Here is a 17,703-nt window from a genome sequence, read left to right as displayed (position 1 = left end):
TCGTACTCGGGGTGGAGACGGCTCCCCCTCAGGGTGGAGCTTGCTCCCCTGACCCCAGGAGGAGATATCAGGGTAGACGGGTAGGGAAAACCCCACCCCACCCCCGAGGAGGACCACAGGGCGCACTCCCCCGCCAGCCGGATACCCCGTCAACACGCGCTTCCCTAGGGTCGATCACGACGCCGGACCGCACCCGGCGCCCACTCCGGCGGCCGACCACCGCCGTACACCCGGCCCGCGCCCGCCACCGGCGCCGGCCGCTCTTCCTGGGGGAACCGTGAAGACCAAGCCCGGCATGGCCGCCGCCATGGGCGCCTGGAGCGCCCGGCACAGAAAAACCGCCGTCTTCGGCTGGCTGCTGTTCGTCGTCCTCGCCACCTTCCTCGGCGGCCTGCACGGCAGCACCCAGGTCGACGAGGCCGAGGCCATGCCCGGCCAGGTCTCCCGGGCCGCCGAGATCCTCGACCGGGCCGGACTGAAGTCCCCGTCCACCGAGACCGTCCTGATCCAGAGCACCGACCGGACCGCCGACGCCCCCGCCTTCCGCGCCGTCGTCGACCAGGTGATCGCCGGGGTCAACGGCACCGGCAAGGCCACCGACGTCCGCTCCCCCTACGACACCAGGGCCGTCTCCGCCGACGGCCGCTCCGCGCTCGTCCAGCTCACCGTGCGGGGCGACCACGAGGAGGCCACCGCCAACGTCGGCGCCGTGGTCGACGCCGTCGCCGCCGTCCAGAAGCAGCACCCCGACCTCACCGTGGTGGAGCTCGGCGACGCCAGCTCCGGCAAGTGGATGGACGAGCAGTTCGCCGACGACTTCGCCCGGGCCGAGTGGACGGCCGTCCCGCTCGCCCTCGGCATCCTGCTGGTCGCCTTCGGCGCGCTGGTCGCCGCCGTCCTGCCCGTCCTGCTCGCGATCACCGCCTTCGTCGCGGCCGGCGGACTCGTCGCCCTCAGCAGCGGGATCCTGCACACCAGCAACAGCGCCAGCTCGGTGATGCTGCTGGTCGGCCTCGCCGTCGGCGTCGACTACTGCCTCTTCTACCTGCGCCGCGAACGCGAGGAGCGGGCGGCCGGGCGCGACCTCGACACCTCGCTGCGGATCGCCGCCGCCACCAGCGGCCGGGCCGTGCTGGTCTCCGGCGTCACCGTGGTGATCGCCATGGCGGGCATGTTCCTCACCGGCATCGCCGAGTTCAAGGCCATGGCCTACGCCACCATCGTGGTCGTCGTCACCGCCGTGCTCGGCTCGCTCACCGTGCTGCCCGCCCTGCTCTCGATGCTCGGCGACCGGGTCGACAAGGGCCGGGTGCCCTTCCTGCACCGGCTGCGCCGCCCCGACGCCGCCACCGGCGGCGGCCGCTTCTGGAACGCCGTGCTCACCCCGGTGCTGCGCCGCCCGCTGGCCGCCGCCGCCCTGTCCGGCGCTGTGCTGATCGGCCTGGCCGCGCCGCTGCTCACCATGCACACCGCCAACCTGACCTTCCAGCAGCAGCTGCCGAAGGGCAACGAGCTGGTCGCCGTCTCGCAGAAGATCGAGGCCGCCTTCCCCGGCAGCCCCGCGCCCGCCTCCGTGGTGATCAGGGCCACCGACATCGACTCCCCCGCGATGACCGCCGCGATCGCCGACCTCCAGGCCCGCGCGCTGGCCTCCGGCCGGATGCACGGACCGGTCGACGTCACCGTCCACCCCGAGCAGAACGTGGCCACCGTCGACATCCCGCTCAACGGCAGCGGCAACGACGAGGTCAGCAACGCCGCCCTGCGCACCCTGCGCGAGGACCTCGTGCCCGCCACCGTGCTCGCGGTGCCCGGCACCGAGGCCCCGGTCACCGGCCGCACCGCCGGCTCCTACGACTTCAACGCCAAGATGACCGGGTCGATACCGGTGGTCTTCGGCTTCGTGGTCGCCTTCGCCTTCCTGCTCATGCTCACCTCCTTCCGCTCGCTGGCCGTCGCCGGCACCGCCGTGGTGCTCAACCTGCTCTCGGTCGGCGCCGCGTACGGGGTGCTGACGCTGGTCTTCCAGCACGGCGTCGGGGCCTCGCTGCTCGGCACCGCGGGCGTCGGCGCGGTCGAGTCCTGGGTGCCGCTGTTCCTCTTCGTGATCCTCTTCGGCCTGTCGATGGACTACCACGTCTTCGTGGTCTCCCGGATCAAGGAGGGCCGTGACCGGGGCCTGCCCACCCGGGTCGCGATCGCCCACGGCATCCGCTCCACGGCCGGGGTGGTCACCAGCGCGGCCGTGATCATGGTGGCGGTCTTCGCGGTCTTCGGCACCCTCTCCATGCAGGCCATGAAGCAGATGGGCGTCGGCCTCGCGGTCGCGGTGCTGATCGACGCGACGATCATCCGCGCGGTGCTGCTGCCCTCGGTGATGACCCTGCTCGACGAGCGCAACTGGTACCTGCCGCGCTGGCTCGCCTGGCTGCCCGACTTCTCCCACGGGGAGAGCGTCCCGCCGCTCGGCGCGGGTGCTCCGCCCGCCCCGGCCGCCGGCACTGCCACTGGCCATGGCACCGGCACCGGCACCGGCACCGGCACCGACGAACCGCGCGTCCCGCAGGCCCGGCACCGCCGGATCGGGGTCTGACCCTTCCCCGTCGGGCCCCCGGGCCCGCAGACCCCGGACAACCGCCGGGCCCCGCGTCGCGCGGGGCCCGGCACCCGTTTGCCAGAATGATCGCCCACCCTCACCCGGCTGTCACGAAGGAAACCGACACCCTCATGCACCGCTTCGACGAGGGGCGGGCGCGGCTGCTGCTCGCCCGTGCCTGCGAGTCCGCCGGCCTGCCCGAACCCACCGGCGCCCGGCTGCTCGCCCTCGGCGAGAACGCCGTCTTCGACCTCGGCGACCCGGCCGTGGTCGCCAAGGTCGGCCGCGCGCCCGAACTGCGCGACCGGGCCCGCCGTGAACTCGCCGTCGCCGACTGGCTGGCCGGCCACGACGTCCCGGTGGTCCGCCCGTACGACGCGGTGCCCGCCGGGCCCCGGCTCGCCGAAGGGCACCCGGTCACCTTCTGGCACCGGCTCGCCCCCGCCGAACGGCCCGCCCGCCCGGTGGACCTCGCCCCGCTGCTGCACGCCGTGCACCGGCTGCCCGAGCCGCCGTTCGCGCTCGGCCGCCGCGACCTGCTCGCCCCCGTCGAGCGCTGGCTCGCCTCCGCCGAGGGCCACGTCGACCCGGCCGACGTCGACTTCCTGCGCGACCGCCGGGACTCCTTCGCCGCCGCGGCGGCCGCGCTCGTCCCGCACCTGCCGACCGGGGTGATCCACGGCGACGCGCTGCCGCGCAACGTCCACGTCGGCCCGGACGGGCCCGTCCTGCTCGACCTGGAGTTCGTCGCGCACGACCTGCGCGAGCACGACCTGGTGGTGCTCGCGCTCAGCCACGACCGGTACGGCGTGCCGGACGCGGACTACCGGGAGTTCACCGCGGCGTACGGCTGGGACGTGCGCGAGTGGCCCGGCTTCGCGGTGCTGCGCGGGGCCAGGGAGACGGCCAGCGCCTCCTGGGTCGCCCAGCAGGCACCGGGCAACCCGGCGGCACTGGCCGAGTTCCGGCGCCGGGTGGACTCGCTGCGGACCGGCGCCACCGAGGTGCGCTGGTACCCGTTCTGACGCCCGGTCGGCCGTCCCGCGCGCGGTGGCGCGGGACGGTCACCACCGTCGCGGGCACGCCCCCGGGAGTTCGCCGGATCCCCCTACACTCCGGCCCATGGCCACCGATCGCCCCATCGCCCTCGGACCGCGCCTGAGCCGCGGCCGGATCGTCGGACTCGCCGTCACCGCCGTCCTCACCGCGGCCACCGGCTGGCTCACCGCCACCGGCGCCGTCCGGGCGTTCGCCGCCGACGCCTGCGGCCCCGAACGGCACTGCGGCGCCCTGCCCACCGTCCTCCTGCTCGTCCTCGGGCCGCTGCTCTGGCTGGCCGCCCTGGTGGCCGCCGCCACCACCGCCCACGGCGACGCCCCCACCACCGAGCCCTCGGCCACCTCCGACCGGGGCGTCCTGCTCGGCTGCCTGGCCGCCGGCCTGCTCGGCGCGGCCCTCGCCGAGGGGACCGCCCGGCCCTGGCTGCTCGCGCCCGTCCTCCCGCTCGCCCTGCTCACCGCCGCCCTGGACCGGCACGGCGCCCGGCGCTGGCGCGCCCACCGGCTGGCCGCCGGACGACAGGAGCGGCTGGACCGGGAGGGCATCACCGTCCCGGCCCTGATCACCCGCGTCACCGGCACCGGGGCGGCCGACGACGAGGACCCCGAGCTGCGCGTCACCGTCGGCTTCCGCACCGCCGACGGAGCCGACCGCACGGCCGCCACCGTCGACACCTTCCCGCCCGGCCGCGCCCCGCGCCCCGGCGACGGCGCCGAGGTCCGCTACCACCCCGACGATCCGGAGAACCTCCACGTCACCATCGCCGCCCGCACCGCCGCCCCGCAGGACGGCGGTGTCGTGTCCGCCCTCGAACGCCTCGCCGCGCTCCGGCGCGAGGGCGCCCTCGACGCCGCCGAGTTCGCCGCCGCCAAGGCCCTGCTGCTCGGGGGCGGGATCAGCGCAGAGGCCAGCGGGGGTCTATGACCGCCTCCGGGTCCTTGGCCCGGCGGAGCCAGGCCTGGAGGTCCTCGGCCCAGGCCCGGTGCCAGTCGACCTGACGGGCGTGGAGCTCGGCCACCGGGACGGCGCCGACCTGGTCCGGGTAGCGCTCGGCGAGGGCCACCGCGACCCGGACGGCGGCGAGGGCGTCACTGCCCGCCTCGTGGGCGTCGGTCAGCTCGACGCCGTACACCTCGCAGACCCGCTGCAGGGTCCGCGAGCCCTTGCGGTACTTGTCCACCGCGCGGTCGATCACCAGTGCGTCGAGCACCGGCACGACCGGCCCGCCGAGCCGCTCGGCCAGCGCCGGCAGCCCGTACCGGCGCAGCTCGGCGTCGAGCATCGAGAGGTCGAACGGGGCGTTGAACGCCACCACCGCCCGCCCCTCGGCGAGCCGGGCGCACAGCGCGCCGGCTATCTCGTCCACCGCCTCCTTGGCGGGCCGCCCCTTGGCCCGCGCCAGGTCGTCCCCGATCCCGTGGATCGCCGCCGCCTCGGCGGGGATCGGCACCCCCGGGTCGAGCAGCCACCCGGTGGCATCCAGCCGGCGGTCCCCGACGGTGTCCACGAGGGCGGCCGTGACAATCCGGTCCACGGCCGGGTCGGTACCCGTGGTCTCCAGGTCGAAGCCGACCAGTGGCTGCTGCCACCAGCTCATAGGAATGCGTCCTTCCGTCCTCCACTCGAACAGCCCCTATCATCACCCGCCCCTCCGACAATCCGGCCGCTGGGGCCCGCACCCCCGCCCGCCGGAGCCCCGCAGCACCCGCCCCCGGCCCCCGGCCGGCCGGTCACGGGCGGCCCCGGCAGCGGACCCCGCGAACGCGTCCGCGCCCCCGGCCCGCCGGTCACGGCGGGCCGGGGGCGCGGGCTCCCCGGTAGCGGACTCCTCCGGCCGTCCGACGACCGGTACTACGCGCCGACGATCCTCCACCACTGCTGCGACTGGTAGTTCTTCTGCCACAGCTGCGCCTGGGCGCCGTTGCCGGACACGTTCGTGTCCCGGTCCAGCACGGTGTTGTAGCCGTTGTTGTACCGCGAGTTGTAGATCGCGACGTCGTTGGCCCGCACGAACCACTTCTGCTGCGTGGCGCCGTTGCACTGCCACAGCTGGACCCGGGTCCCGTTGCCGCCGTTCCCGTTGGTGTCCGCGTCCAGGCACATCCCCGGGAACCGCACGCTCTCGATGCTGTAGTCGCTCCACGAGATCCACTCCTGCTGCGTGGACCCGTTGCACCCCCAGACCTGCACCTTGGTCCCGTTGCCGCCGTTGTTGGCGTCGGCGTCCAGACACTGGCCCGACGTCACCGAGTAGAGGCTGTTGATCCGGATGTAGGTGCCGGTCACGGCCTGCCGCGCACCGGCCTCGCGCTGCGGACCGTCGGCGCGGGTGTCGGCGTGGGTGTCGGCGACCGCCCGGCCCAGGGTGAGCGCGGAGGCGGGCAGGGCCGCCTCCGCGGAGGCGACGCCCGGGACCGCCACGGCGCACATCAGGGCCGTGAGCGAGGCGGCGGACAGGCCGAGGAGAGTCTTGCGTACCCGCATGGGGATCCCCCGAACGCGGAGCGGGGACCGCCGGTCCGGCCGTCCTGGTGCCGCTGCGCAACGTGGCCAGCTTGCACAGCGGCGCTCCGCCCGCGCCACGGGAGGACGTCAATCCTGTTGCGGAGATAGAACCCCATGCGGACAGGCGACTTCCGACCACGCCCTAGCCGAGCAGGGTGCGGCCGAGCCAGTCGGTGGGGTCCTGGGCGCCGGGGAGGACGTAGAAGTAGCCGCCGCCGGTGGGGCGGAGGAAGCGGGCGAGGGGCTCGTCGATCAGTCGGGTCTGGACGGTCTCGAACTGCCTGGCGATGTCGCGCTGGTAGCAGCAGAAGGCGAGGCCGAGTTCGGGGACGCCGCCCGCGTCGAGGCCCCGGTCGTAGTTGAAGGCGCGGCGCAGGATGCGGTCGGCGCGGGTGGCGTCGGTGCGGGGGTTGGCGAGGCGGATATGGGAGTCGAGGGCGATCACGGCGCCGTTCGGGTCCTGGGTGTAGTCGGGGGTGTCGCCCTCCTTGGTGCGGCCGAGCGGGGCGCCGTCGGACTTCCGGCGGCCGATGATCCGCTCCTGCTCGCCCAGGGGCAGTTCGTCCCAGGGGCCGACCAGGGTGCGGACGGCGCGGATCACCTGGTAGGTGCCGCCGACCGCCCAGGCCGGTCCGCCGGCGTCCGCGCCGACCCAGACCAGGGCGTCCATCTGCTGGGCGGAGCCGGTGTCGGGGTTCTGGATGCCGTCCTTGAAGCCCAGCAGGTTGCGGGCGGCGCCGGCCGGACGGGCCCGGTTCTGGTAGCCGTCGAGCTGCCAGCGCGGGCTGAGCGCCTTGCCGGTGCCGCGCAGCAGGTGGCGGACCGCGTGCTGGACGGTGTCGCGGCTGGTGGCGCAGACCTGGAGGGAGAGGTCGCCGTGGCATTCGGCGGGGCGCAGGCCGTCGTTGGGGAAGGTGCGCATCGCGGTGAGCCCGGCGGGGCGGGCGTCGGCGAGGCCGTAGCGGGCGTCGAAGAGGGAGGCGCCGACGCCGACGGTGACGGTGAGGTCGTCGGTGGGCAGGGCGGCGGGGCCGAGGGTGCCGCTGTCGGAGGGTGCGGCGCCGGGGCCGAGGTCGGGCGGGGTGCCGCCGTCGGTGAGGAAGCGGATCCGGTCGGTGAGGGTGCGCAGCAGGGCGGCGAGTGCGGCGCGGTCGTTGACGTGGACGTCGAGGGCGAGGAAGGTGCCGTAGCCGGGGGGCGGGTTGAGGATGCCGGCCTGGTGGACGCCGTGGAACGGGATCCGCCCGGTGGTGGCGGCGGGGGCGCCCGGGGCGGGGCCGGCGGTACCGAGGGCGAAGGCTCCGACGGCCCCGGCGCCGAGCGCGGTGCGGACGAAGCTGCGGCGCGAGGCGACGGGGGCGCCCGGGTCGCTCGTGTACTGACTGGTCAACGGGGGCCTTCCGGGGCGGCGGGTCCAGGAGCGCGGGCGGACCCGGTGCCGGGCCGCTGATCATGGATTCGACGCTAGCAACGCCCGCCCCGGACCGCCTCCGCTCGCCGCCCGAAGGGGGGAGCCGCCGAACGGGCCCGCCTACCGCTCCCCGGCGGGCCGGAGCAGGTGGACGTCGACCCCGTCCTCGCGCTCGAAGGCGAAGCCGTGCCGCTCGTAGAGGCGGCGGGCGCGGCTGCCCCGGAGCACGATCAGCCGCACCGGCTCGCCGGCCGCGTCGTTCTCGGCCAGCAGCCGGCGCAGGACTGCACCGCCGAGGCCGACGCCCTGGTGGGCCGGGTCGAGGTAGAAGTGCTCCAGGAGGCGTCCGCCCTGCTCGGCGGGGCGGACGGTGCAGCAGCCGGCCAGGACCCCGGCCACCTCGACGACGGCGGTCCAGCGGGTGGAGAAGCCCTCCCGCAGGCGCCGGCGGACCCGGTCCTCGTCGTAGCGGCCGAGGCGGACCAGGTCGGTGCGCATGACCTCGGCGCGCAGCGCCGCGAGCGGCTCGACGTCCTCGGGGCGGCCGGGGCGCAGCGTCCAGTCGGGAGTGCTGTTCATCCGGGCACTGTCGCAGCCGTCGCGCCCGCCCGGCCAGCGGTTTTCCGGCCGCCGGGAGGAGCCGCGAGGAGCCGGGAGGACCCGCGAGGAGGGGCCGCCTCCCCCGCCCGGGGGAGGCGTCGGTTCAGGAGACCGGGCGGGAGTCCGCCCAGATGCCCTCGAACTCCTCGCGGTAGACCTCCAGCAGTCCGGCGTCGGTGCCGCCGGGCTCCTGGCCGGCACCGCCGCGCAGGACCAGCGCGGGCGATTCCATGCCCCGGGCCCGGCGCAGGTACGGCTGGACGACGCCGAGGTCGCGGGTCTGCCGCCGGCCGCCGGGGGCCGTCGCTCCCGCCGGTGTGCCCTCGACCAGGTAGGCGGTGAACCGCGGGGTCTCGTCGAACACCCGGATCTCGAAGCCGCCCTGGTCCCGCAGCGCGGCGCGGACCCGGCGCACGTGCAGGATGTTCATCTGGATGGAGCGGCCCAGCTCGCCGCGTCCGAGCCCGAGTTCGCGCTCGCGGCGGCGCACGGCGCTGCTGGCCGGGTTGAGGAAGAGCAGCCGGACCCGGCAGCCCTCGCCGGCGAGCCGGACCAGCCGCTTGCCGGTGTAGTTCTGGCAGAGCATGCCGAGGCCGATGCCGAGCGCGTCGAGCCGCCGGGCGCCGTCGAGGAGGTCCTCGACCGGCAGGTCGCGCTGGAGCCGGACCCGGTCGGGGTGGACGGCGACGACGTCCGCGTACCGGCCGGCGACCAGGGACTCGACCACGTCCGCGGGCACGGCCCCGGTGCCGCCGTCGAGCAGGGCGAGCAGCCGGGCGGAGGCCCGTTCGGCCTGGGCGAGCACGGTCGGGGTGAGGACACGGTTGCGGGAGACGACGTGCCGGGCGACCTCCAGCTCGTCGAGGGCCAGCTCGATCTCCCGGCGGTCGGCCAGGTACGGCTCGAAGCAGGGCCAGTGCTGGACCATCAGTTCGCGCAGCTGCGGCAGGGTGAGGAAGACCAGCGGGTCGTCGTCGGCCGGGTCGAGCAGGTAGCCCTTGCGGCGGCTGACCTCGCGGACGGCGCCGGCCCGGTGCGCCCACTCCTCGCCGGCCGGGCCGGCCGCGGCGGTGACCCAGTCCTCGCCGTGGGCGGGCGCGTAGATCGGGTGCAGCACCTCGTCGACGAGCGAGCGGAGCCGCTGCTCGACCAGGTTGAGCCAGACGTAGGCGCGGCCGGAGAGCCTGACCCGCTGGTAGGCGTCCTCCCACTCGGCGCCGGACCAGGCGAGCGCGGGGACCTCGACCGGCCCGCCCTGGGCGGGGACGAGCGAGCGCCCGCCGGTCAGGGCGGGGCGCATGACCACCGTCGGCGCCTCGCTGCGGGCGCCGCCACGGTCGGGGCCGCCGGGCCCACCGCCACGACCGCCGGCGGGGAACACCATGCGCACCTCACCTGGTTCCTGTCGTGAGCCGCCCGGGGCCGCTCGGAGCTGTCTGTCTGACCGCCTGTCCGCCGTCCGGCCGGTCGGCCGCTCGGCGCACCGGACGACCGGACGGCCGGGGACGCACCGCCGACACACCGGGGCGCACCGCCGGTTCGCCGACGGTTCGCCTGATGGATCGCCATGAGTCCCGAACAGCCGGACGATCAAGGGTACTGCCCGCCGCGAACCGCCCGCAGCCGGTTGGGGCACGGCGGCGGCCGGGCCGCCGGGGCACCCCAACCGTCTCACCCGCCCCGCCCACCACGAAAGCCCCTCGACGGCGCCGGCCCGACCCGGGAGGACGCCTGCCCACCCAGGAGGGCCCCGCGACGCACCCCGCACCGGCCCGCGCCCACCCGGGAGGGCCCGCGACGCACCCGCGACGCACCCGCGACGGCCCCCGTTGACCGGCTCGGACCGCCGGCCACGGCCCGCGGCGACGCGCGCGGACACCCGTTCGGGCGAATACGGCACAAATGGCCCCGCCGTCGGGCGAAGCGTCGGGGAGTATGCGGACTGTGCCGCCGTGTGCCGTGGGTCACGGTGCCCGAGCGGCGCATGCCCGGCCGCGAGGCCGGGAAGAGAGTGCCTCCGAGGTCCGGGCCCGGCCGTCGGACTTTACGTCAGTTCTCCTTCTACGCAAGGAAGTCGAGGAACCATGCAGGTCTGGCCAGGGACCTCCTACCCCCTCGGTGCCACCTACGACGGGGCCGGCACCAACTTCGCCGTGTTCTCGGAGAGCGCCGACCGGATCGAGCTCTGCCTGCTCGACGAGGACGGCTCGGAGTCCTCCGTCGAACTGCGCGAGACGGACGCCTTCGTCCGGCACGCCTACCTCCCGGGCGTCCAGCCGGGCCAGCGCTACGGATTCCGCGTCCACGGCCCCTACAACCCGGGCCTGGGCCAGCGGCACAACAGCGCCAAACTGCTGCTGGACCCGTACGCCAAGGCGATGAGCGGCACCATCGACTGGGACGAGTCGGTCTACGGCTACCACTTCGGCGCCCCCGAGCGCCGCAACGACCTCGACTCCGCCCCGCACACCATGCACTCGGTGGTGATCAACCCCTACTTCGACTGGGGCACCGACCGGCCGCCCCGCACCGACTACCACCGCACGGTGCTCTACGAGGCCCATGTGAAGGGCCTGACCAAACTGCACCCGGGGATCCCCGAGGAGATCCGCGGCACCTACGCGGGCGTCGCCCACCCGGCCGTGATCGAGCACCTCGCCAAGCTCGGCGTCACCGCGATCGAGCTGATGCCGGTGCACCAGTTCGTCCGCGACCACCGGCTGCGGGACCTCGGACTGGCCAACTACTGGGGCTACAACACCGTCGGCTTCTTCGCCCCGCACTCCTCCTACTCCTCCACCGGTGACCGGGGCCAGCAGGTGCAGGAGTTCAAGTCGATGGTGAAGGCGCTGCACGCGGCCGGCATCGAGGTCATCCTCGACGTGGTCTACAACCACACCGCCGAGGGCAACCACCTGGGCCCGACGCTATCCATGCGCGGCCTCGACAACGTCTCCTACTACCGCCTCGCCCGGGACCAGCGGTTCTACGAGGACACCACCGGCACCGGCAACAGCCTGCTGATGCGCAGCCCGCACGTGCTCCAGCTGATCATGGACTCGCTGCGCTACTGGGTCACCGAGATGCACGTCGACGGCTTCCGCTTCGACCTCGCCGCCACCCTGGCCCGGCAGTTCCACGAGGTGGACCGGCTCTCCTCGTTCTTCGACCTGGTCCAGCAGGACCCGGTGGTCTCCCAGGCCAAGCTGATCGCCGAGCCCTGGGACCTCGGCGAGGGCGGCTACCAGGTCGGCAACTTCCCCCCGCTGTGGACGGAGTGGAACGGCATGTACCGCGACACCGTCCGCGACCTGTGGCGCGGCGAGAACGCCACCCTGGCCGAGTTCGGCTCCCGGCTCACCGGCTCCTCCGACCTCTACCAGGACGACGGCCGCCGCCCGATCGCCTCGATCAACTTCGTCACCTGCCACGACGGCTTCACCCTGCGCGACCTGGTCTCCTACAACGACAAGCACAACGAGGCCAACGGCGAGAACAACCGGGACGGCGAGTCCTTCAACCGCTCCTGGAACTGCGGGGTCGAGGGCCCCGGCGAGGACCCCGGCACCGAGGAGCTGCGGGCCCGCCAGCAGCGCAACTTCCTCGCCACCCTGATGCTCTCGCAGGGCGTGCCGATGCTCTCGCACGGCGACGAGCTGGGCCGCACCCAGCACGGCAACAACAACGCCTACTGCCAGGACAACCCGCTCACCTGGGTGCACTGGCCGACCGGGGACGGGCCGGACGCCCGGCTGCTGGAGTTCACCCAGGGCATGGTCTGGCTGCGCCGCGACCACCCGGTGTTCCGGCGCCGCCGCTTCTTCCACGGGCGCCCGGTCCCGGGGCGGCCCACCGGGGAGGGCGGCGGGTCCGGCGCGTACGAGGACCTCACCGACATCGCCTGGTTCACGCCCGCCGGGGAGGAGATGACCAAGCGCAACTGGGGTGCCAGCTACGCCAAGTCGCTCACCGTCTTCCTGAACGGCTACGCCATCTCGGAGCCGGACCGGCGCGGCGGGCGGATCGTCGACGACTCCTTCCTGCTGATGTTCAACGCGCACTTCGAGCCGCTGGAGTTCACCGTGCCGGCCGGGCACGGGCAGGAGTGGCAGGTCGTGGTGGACACCGCGCAGGCCCGGCTGCCCGCGCCGGGCACGGGCGCGGTGGTCAAGGCCGGGGACGCGCTGCAGCTCGTCGACCGCTCGCTGATGGTGCTGCAGCGCCCGGCCTGAGCGGCCGGGCGCACCCACCCGCGGCGTGCGGGTGCACCGAGGGCCCTTGCGCATCCGCCGTCGCACGGGCCACCGTGGTCCCCGGGGAGGCCGGAGCCTGCCCGGGGACCGGTGCGAGGGGCGGCGGGGGCGATGGCGGGCGATCGGACGACCACGGCGGAGTTCCTGCTCGGGACACTGCTCTCCGTCCCGGGCCGGGTCGCGGACGCGACGGTCCGCCGCCCGCCCCCGTACCGGTGGGTGCTCGCCCGCACCCGCACCCCCGGGGCGGAGGCCGCCCGGGCCGCCGAACGCGCCCTGGTCGAGGGGCTGGTCGAACGGCTCGGCGCGGTCGACGGGATCACCTTCGTCGTGTCGCAGGTGGACGACCGCCGGACCGCCCCCGGGCTCGGGCTCGACCCGGGCCGCCGGCTGGAGCTGGTCTGCCAGCTCGCCGCGACGGCCTACTTCGCCACCGCGCTGGAGCCGCCGGAGCTGCTGCGCCGGATCGACGCGGCCGGCGTCGCCGACTGGGGCGCGGACGGGTACGCCGACCCCCGGCTGCCGCACCGGCGCGGCTCGGTCGCCGCCGCGCTGGCGTACTACCGCGACGGCGGCCGCCACCCGGACGGTTCGCCGCGGGACCTCCCCGCACTGTTCGCGCCGGAGCCCCTGGACGCCCGCCTGAGCTGGGACGAGCCGGGCCGGACGCCGGTCGCGGAACCCACCCCGACCATGTTCAACAGCTCGTTCGCCCAGTACGCGGACGACCCGGCCGCCGCCGAGGCGGTGCGGGCCGCCCGGGCCGAACACGGCCGGATCCTGCGCCTCGGCCGCTCCGGGGCGGGCGGGCCGCAGCGCCCCGGCTACTTCACCGTGCCCCGGGGGTGGCGCCGCCGCGGCCACTGAGCGTCCGCCCCGGACACATCCGCCCCCGGCGGGCCCCGCTCACCTGTTCGGTCCAGCAACGGGTCTTGCCCCCGCGCCCCGCCGGGTAGGCATGGAGGCATGACCCACGCCGCCGAGCCCGCGCAGTCCCGCCCGGCCGCCACCCCCGCCGCCGTGCCGTCGGCCAGCTACCGCCTCCAGCTCCAGCCCGGCTTCACCCTGCACGACGCCACCGCCGCCGTCCCCTACCTGGCCGCCCTCGGCGTCTCCCACCTGCACCTCTCCCCGCTGCTGGCCGCCGTGCCCGGCTCCACCCACGGCTACGACACCGTCGACCACGGCCGGATATCCGAGCAGCTCGGCGGCGAGGAGGCGCTGCGGGCACTGGCCGCCGAGGCCCACCGGCACCACCTGCGGCTGATCGCCGACGTGGTGCCCAACCACATGGCGGTCCCCGTCCCCGAGCACCTCAACCGGCCGCTCTGGGAGGTGCTGCGGGACGGCCCCGACTCGCCGTACGCGGACTGGTTCGACATCGACTGGACCGCCCAGCCGGGACCGGTGGACGCCCCCGGACGCGGCCGGGTGCTGCTGCCGCTGCTCGGCGACCGGCTCGGCGCCGTCCTCGACCAGCTGGCCGTCGACGGCGACACGCTCCGCTACCACGACCACGTGCTGCCGCTGCGCCCCGGCACCGAGACGCTGCCGCTGCCCGAGCTGCTCGGCCGGCAGTGGTACCGCCCGGCCTGGTGGCGGCTGGCCCGCACCGAGCTGAACTACCGGCGGTTCTTCACCGTGAACGAGCTGATCGCCGTCCGGGTCGAGCGCCCCGAGGTGTTCGAGGCCACCCACGGCGTGCTGCTGCGGCTGCACCGCGAGGGCGTGCTGGACGGCTTCCGGATCGACCACCCGGACGGGCTCGCCGACCCGCGCGGCTACCTGGAACGCCTGGCCGGGGCCACCGGCGGGGCCTACACGGTGGTGGAGAAGATCCTCACCGGCGAGGAGCGGCTGCCCGCCGACTGGCCCTGCGCCGGCACCACCGGGTACGACGCGCTGCGCCGGATCGACGGGGTGCTCACCGACCACGCGGGTGCCTGCCGGCTGGCCGGGGCGTACGAGGCGTTCCTGACCGCCTCCCCCGACGGCCCGGACGGTCCGGACCCCGGCGTCCCGGACCCCGGCGAGCCGTGCGCCGACCCGCACCCGGCGCTGGCCGCCGCCCGGCGGGGACGGGCCGACATGACCGGGCCCGGCGGCGAGCTGTCCGCCGAGGTCGAGCGGCTGGTCCGGCTGGCCGTCCGGCTCGGCGCCGCCCACCCGGCGTTCGCCGACCACCCGCCGGAGCGGCTGCGCGCCGCCCTGGGCCGGCTGCTGACCGGCTACCCCGCGTACCGCCCCTACCTCCGCCCCGGGGAGCCGCTGCCGGAGGTCTCCGCCGAGCAGCTGCGCGCCGCCCGCGCGGCCGACGAGGGGCCCACCGACGCCACCGACCGGTTCGTCGCGGAGCTCGCGGCGGGCGCGCTCGGACGCGGGCCCGAGCAGGACGAGTTCGCCGTCCGGTTCGGGCAGACCGCCGCCGCCGTGGCCGCCAAGGGCGTCGAGGACACCGCCTTCTACCGCTGGAACGCGCTGCTGAGCCTCAACGAGGTCGGCGGCGAGCCCGCCCGGCCCGGGGTCCGGCCGGAGGACTTCCACGCCTGGTGCCACTACGTCGAACGGCACTGGCCGCACACCATGACGGTGCTCTCCACCCACGACACCAAGCGCAGTGCCGACGCCCGGGCCCGGCTGGCCGTGCTGGCCGAGCAACCGCGGGAGTGGGCCGCCGAGGCGGCGGCCTGGTCGACGGCCGCCGGTCGTGCCCCGGGCCACGACCCCGACAGCGACTGGCTGCTCTGGCAGACCCTGGTCGCCGGCTGGCCGCTCTCCCCGGAACGGCTGGTCGCCGCCGCGCTCAAGGCGGCCCGGGAGGCGAAGCTCCGCACCTCCTGGACCACCCAGGACGTCCGCTTCGAACGCGCCCTCGCCGAGCGCGCCCAAGGCGTCTTCGGCAACCCCGGGCTGCTGCCCCGGATCGAGGGGTACGTGGCCGGGCTCGCCCCGTACGCCCGCTCCAACACGCTCGCCGCCGCCCTGCTGCACCTCACCGTGCCCGGGGTGCCGGACCTCTACCAGGGCAGCGAGGAGCCGCTCTACACCCTGGTGGACCCGGACAACCGGCGCCCGGTCGACCTCGGGGCACTGGCCGTGCGGCTCACCGACTCGCCGACCGCGCGCACCGGCGACCTGGCCCGGGAGAAGCTGCACCTCACCACCACCGCCCTGCACCTGCGCCGCACCCGGGAGTTGGGCGACTACCGCCCGCTCACCGCCGTCGGCCCGGCCGCCGCCCACCTGCTCGCCTTCGGGCGCGGTCCGGACGTCCTCACCGCCGTCACCCGGCTGCCGTACCGGCTCGCCCGGACCGGCGGCTGGCACGACACCGTGCTGCACCTGCCCGCGGGAGAGGGCTGGACGGACGAATTGACGGACCGTCGCTTCCCGTCGGGCCCGGTCCCGGTGGACGAACTGCTGGCCGGCGACCGGCCGGTGGCGCTGCTGACCAGGAGGGGCACGTCATGAGGCACCGGACCGGGAGGAACGCGTCATGAGGCACCGGACCGGGAGGAACGCGTCATGAGGCAGCAGGCCGGGAGGGGCGACGTCATGAGGTACCGGGTCTGGGCCCCGAACGCCGCCGACCGGGTCGAGGTGGCGGTCGACGGCGCGCACCACCCGCTGGCCCGGGACACCGTCCGCGCCGGCTGGTGGCAGGGCGAGGCGCCCGCCGGGGACTACGCGTTCGTGCTGGACGGCGGGCGCCCGATGCCGGACCCGCGCTCGCCCCGGCAGCCGCACGGCCCGGACGGCCCGAGCCGGGCCGTCGACCACGCCGCGTTCAACTGGTCGCACACCGGCTGGCGCGGCCGCCCGCTGCCCGGCGCCGTGCTGTACGAGCTGCACATCGGCACCTTCACGCCCGCCGGCACCTTCGACGCGGCCGCCGAACGGCTGGACCACCTGGTCGACCTGGGCGTCGACTTCGTCGAGCTGATGCCCGTCTGCCCGTTCCCCGGCAAGCACGGCTGGGGGTACGACGGCGTGTCGCTGTGGGCCGTGCACGAGCCCTACGGCGGCCCCGAGGGCCTCAAGCGCTTCGTCGACGCCGCCCACCGCAAGGGCCTCGGCGTGGTCCTCGACGTGGTGCACAACCACCTCGGCCCGGCCGGGAACTACCTCCCTGCCTTCGGCCCCTACTTCACCGACCGGCACCACACCCCGTGGGGCTCGGCGGTCAACCTGGACGCGCCCGGCTCCGACGAGGTGCGCGCCTATCTGATCGGCAGCGCGCTCGCATGGCTGCGCGACTACCGGATCGACGGCCTGCGGCTGGACGCCGTGCACGCCCTGGCCGACGACCGGGCGGTGCACTTCCTGGAGGAACTCGCCACCGAGGTCGACCGGTTGGCGGTGGCGACCAACCGCCCGCTGTTCCTGGTCGCCGAGTCCGACCTGAACGACCCGCGCACCACCACGCCCCGCGAGGCCGGCGGGCAGGGGCTCGCCGCCCAGTGGAGCGACGACTTCCACCACTCCCTGCACTGCGCCCTGACCGGCGAGTCCCAGGGCTACTACGGGGACTTCGCCGCCGCACCGCTCGCCGCCGTGGCCCGCACCCTCACCCGGGGGTACTTCCACGACGGCGGCTGGTCCTCGTTCCGCGGCCGCCACCACGGCCGCCCGTTCCCGCCCGCCCACGGCCACCGGCTGCTCGGCTACCTCCAGACGCACGACCAGGTGGGCAACCGGGCGCTCGGCGACCGGATCTCCACCAGCCTCTCCCCCGGCCGGCTCGCCTGCGGGGCCGCGCTGGTGCTCACCTCGCCGTTCACCCCGATGCTGTTCATGGGCGAGGAGTGGGGCGCGGCCACACCCTGGCAGTACTTCACCGACCACACCGACCCCAACCTCGCCGAGGCCGTCCGCCGGGGCCGGCGGCGGGAGTTCGCCGAGCACGGCTGGGCGGCGGACTCGGTGCCGGACCCGCAGGAGCCGGCCACCGTGCTGCGCTCGGTGCTGGACTGGACCGAGCCCCGGCGCGGGCCGCACCGGGCGCTGCTGGACTGGACCCGGACCCTGATCCGGCTGCGGCGGGAGCACCCGGAGCTGACCGATCCCGACCTGGCCGCCGTCCGGGCCGAGTTCGACGAGGAGGCCGGCTGGCTGGTGGTGCACCGGGGGCCGTACCGGGTGGCGGTGAACCTGGGGCGGGCGGCGGCCGCGGTGCCGGCGGCCGGCGAAGTGGTGGCCGCGTTCGGGGGGCACCACCGCTCCGGGGACCGGCTGACCCTCGATCCGGACTCGGTCGCGGTGGTCCGCCGCTGACGGGC

12 protein-coding genes are annotated in these 17,703 nt (G+C 75.4%); 7 read left to right on the top strand and 5 right to left on the bottom strand.

The window, feature by feature from the left end; translation table 11 throughout:
- The first annotated feature begins 307 nt into the window (after window positions 1–307).
- The 3 genes from ACIPYS_RS02985 to ACIPYS_RS02975 all read left to right on the top strand — a co-directional run bounded on the left by ACIPYS_RS02985 (window position 308) and on the right by ACIPYS_RS02975 (window position 4,579).
- Window positions 308–2,593 (top strand): MMPL family transporter, encoded by a 2,286-nt coding sequence (locus ACIPYS_RS02985; RefSeq protein WP_400742852.1) that lies wholly within the window; start codon window positions 308–310, stop codon window positions 2,591–2,593.
- A gap of 134 nt (window positions 2,594–2,727) precedes the next feature.
- Window positions 2,728–3,621, top strand: coding sequence for a phosphotransferase enzyme family protein (locus ACIPYS_RS02980; RefSeq protein ID WP_093862493.1), 894 nt, complete (start codon window positions 2,728–2,730; stop codon window positions 3,619–3,621).
- A gap of 97 nt (window positions 3,622–3,718) precedes the next feature.
- Window positions 3,719–4,579 (top strand): DUF3592 domain-containing protein, encoded by an 861-nt coding sequence (locus ACIPYS_RS02975; protein ID WP_400742280.1) that lies wholly within the window; start codon window positions 3,719–3,721, stop codon window positions 4,577–4,579.
- Here ACIPYS_RS02975 and ACIPYS_RS02970 read toward each other — a convergent pair.
- From ACIPYS_RS02970 to ACIPYS_RS02950, 5 genes are all read right to left on the bottom strand, one after another.
- Window positions 4,551–5,252, bottom strand: a complete 702-nt coding sequence (locus ACIPYS_RS02970; RefSeq protein WP_400742277.1) for an exonuclease domain-containing protein — start codon at window positions 5,250–5,252, stop codon at window positions 4,551–4,553. The two genes, ACIPYS_RS02975 and ACIPYS_RS02970, sit on opposite strands and share 29 nt — an antisense overlap.
- A gap of 254 nt (window positions 5,253–5,506) precedes the next feature.
- Window positions 5,507–6,139: an RICIN domain-containing protein gene (locus ACIPYS_RS02965; RefSeq protein ID WP_400742274.1), complete on the bottom strand. Its 633-nt coding sequence runs from the start codon at window positions 6,137–6,139 to the stop codon at window positions 5,507–5,509.
- A gap of 163 nt (window positions 6,140–6,302) precedes the next feature.
- A complete protein-coding gene (locus ACIPYS_RS02960) occupies window positions 6,303–7,550 on the bottom strand; it encodes a Dyp-type peroxidase (protein ID WP_400742271.1) in 1,248 nt (415 codons plus the stop codon).
- A 141-nt stretch (window positions 7,551–7,691) separates the two neighbouring features.
- Window positions 7,692–8,150: a GNAT family N-acetyltransferase gene (locus ACIPYS_RS02955; RefSeq protein ID WP_400742268.1), complete on the bottom strand. Its 459-nt coding sequence runs from the start codon at window positions 8,148–8,150 to the stop codon at window positions 7,692–7,694.
- Window positions 8,151–8,274: 124 nt separating this feature from the next.
- The gene (locus ACIPYS_RS02950) at window positions 8,275–9,555 is read right to left on the bottom strand and encodes an SAV2148 family HEPN domain-containing protein (RefSeq protein WP_093862487.1); all 1,281 of its coding nucleotides are present in this window, start codon (window positions 9,553–9,555) and stop codon (window positions 8,275–8,277) included.
- 700 nt (window positions 9,556–10,255) lie between these two features.
- On the opposite strand from ACIPYS_RS02950, the gene glgX reads away from it, so the two are divergent.
- From glgX to treZ, 4 genes are all read left to right on the top strand, one after another.
- Complete coding sequence (gene glgX, locus ACIPYS_RS02945) at window positions 10,256–12,403, top strand: glycogen debranching protein GlgX (RefSeq protein WP_093862486.1); 2,148 nt, start codon at window positions 10,256–10,258, stop codon at window positions 12,401–12,403.
- Window positions 12,404–12,535: 132 nt separating this feature from the next.
- On the top strand, window positions 12,536–13,291 hold the full coding sequence (locus tag ACIPYS_RS02940; protein ID WP_400742263.1) for a hypothetical protein: 756 nt from the start codon (window positions 12,536–12,538) through the stop codon (window positions 13,289–13,291).
- Between the two features lie 99 nt (window positions 13,292–13,390).
- Window positions 13,391–15,895 (top strand): alpha-amylase family glycosyl hydrolase, encoded by a 2,505-nt coding sequence (locus tag ACIPYS_RS02935; RefSeq protein ID WP_400742260.1) that lies wholly within the window; start codon window positions 13,391–13,393, stop codon window positions 15,893–15,895.
- Window positions 15,896–15,979: 84 nt separating this feature from the next.
- Window positions 15,980–17,698 (top strand): malto-oligosyltrehalose trehalohydrolase, encoded by a 1,719-nt coding sequence (gene treZ / locus ACIPYS_RS02930; RefSeq protein ID WP_400742849.1) that lies wholly within the window; start codon window positions 15,980–15,982, stop codon window positions 17,696–17,698.
- Window positions 17,699–17,703: the final 5 nt, after the last annotated feature.

It is taken from the genome of Kitasatospora sp. NPDC089913 (assembly GCF_044748625.1).
Lineage (GTDB): Bacteria > Actinomycetota > Actinomycetes > Streptomycetales > Streptomycetaceae > Kitasatospora.
The sequence above is the reverse complement of the archived record's forward strand: the minus strand, read 5'-3'. Positions and strand labels throughout refer to the sequence as shown.

Excerpts from the sequence above, each read along its gene's own strand:
- ACIPYS_RS02985 (WP_400742852.1), top strand. The coding sequence starts at position 308 with ATGGGCGCCTGGAGCGCCCGGCACAGAAAAACCGCCGTCTTCGGCTGG.
- ACIPYS_RS02980 (WP_093862493.1), top strand. The coding sequence starts at position 2,728 with ATGCACCGCTTCGACGAGGGGCGGGCGCGGCTGCTGCTCGCCCGTGCC.
- ACIPYS_RS02975 (WP_400742280.1), top strand. The coding sequence starts at position 3,719 with ATGGCCACCGATCGCCCCATCGCCCTCGGACCGCGCCTGAGCCGCGGC.
- ACIPYS_RS02970 (WP_400742277.1), bottom strand. The coding sequence starts at position 5,252 with ATGAGCTGGTGGCAGCAGCCACTGGTCGGCTTCGACCTGGAGACCACG.
- ACIPYS_RS02965 (WP_400742274.1), bottom strand. The coding sequence starts at position 6,139 with ATGCGGGTACGCAAGACTCTCCTCGGCCTGTCCGCCGCCTCGCTCACG.
- ACIPYS_RS02955 (WP_400742268.1), bottom strand. The coding sequence starts at position 8,150 with ATGAACAGCACTCCCGACTGGACGCTGCGCCCCGGCCGCCCCGAGGAC.
- ACIPYS_RS02950 (WP_093862487.1), bottom strand. The coding sequence starts at position 9,555 with ATGGTGTTCCCCGCCGGCGGTCGTGGCGGTGGGCCCGGCGGCCCCGAC.
- glgX (WP_093862486.1), top strand. The coding sequence starts at position 10,256 with ATGCAGGTCTGGCCAGGGACCTCCTACCCCCTCGGTGCCACCTACGAC.
- ACIPYS_RS02940 (WP_400742263.1), top strand. The coding sequence starts at position 12,536 with ATGGCGGGCGATCGGACGACCACGGCGGAGTTCCTGCTCGGGACACTG.
- ACIPYS_RS02935 (WP_400742260.1), top strand. The coding sequence starts at position 13,391 with ATGACCCACGCCGCCGAGCCCGCGCAGTCCCGCCCGGCCGCCACCCCC.
- treZ (WP_400742849.1), top strand. The coding sequence starts at position 15,980 with ATGAGGTACCGGGTCTGGGCCCCGAACGCCGCCGACCGGGTCGAGGTG.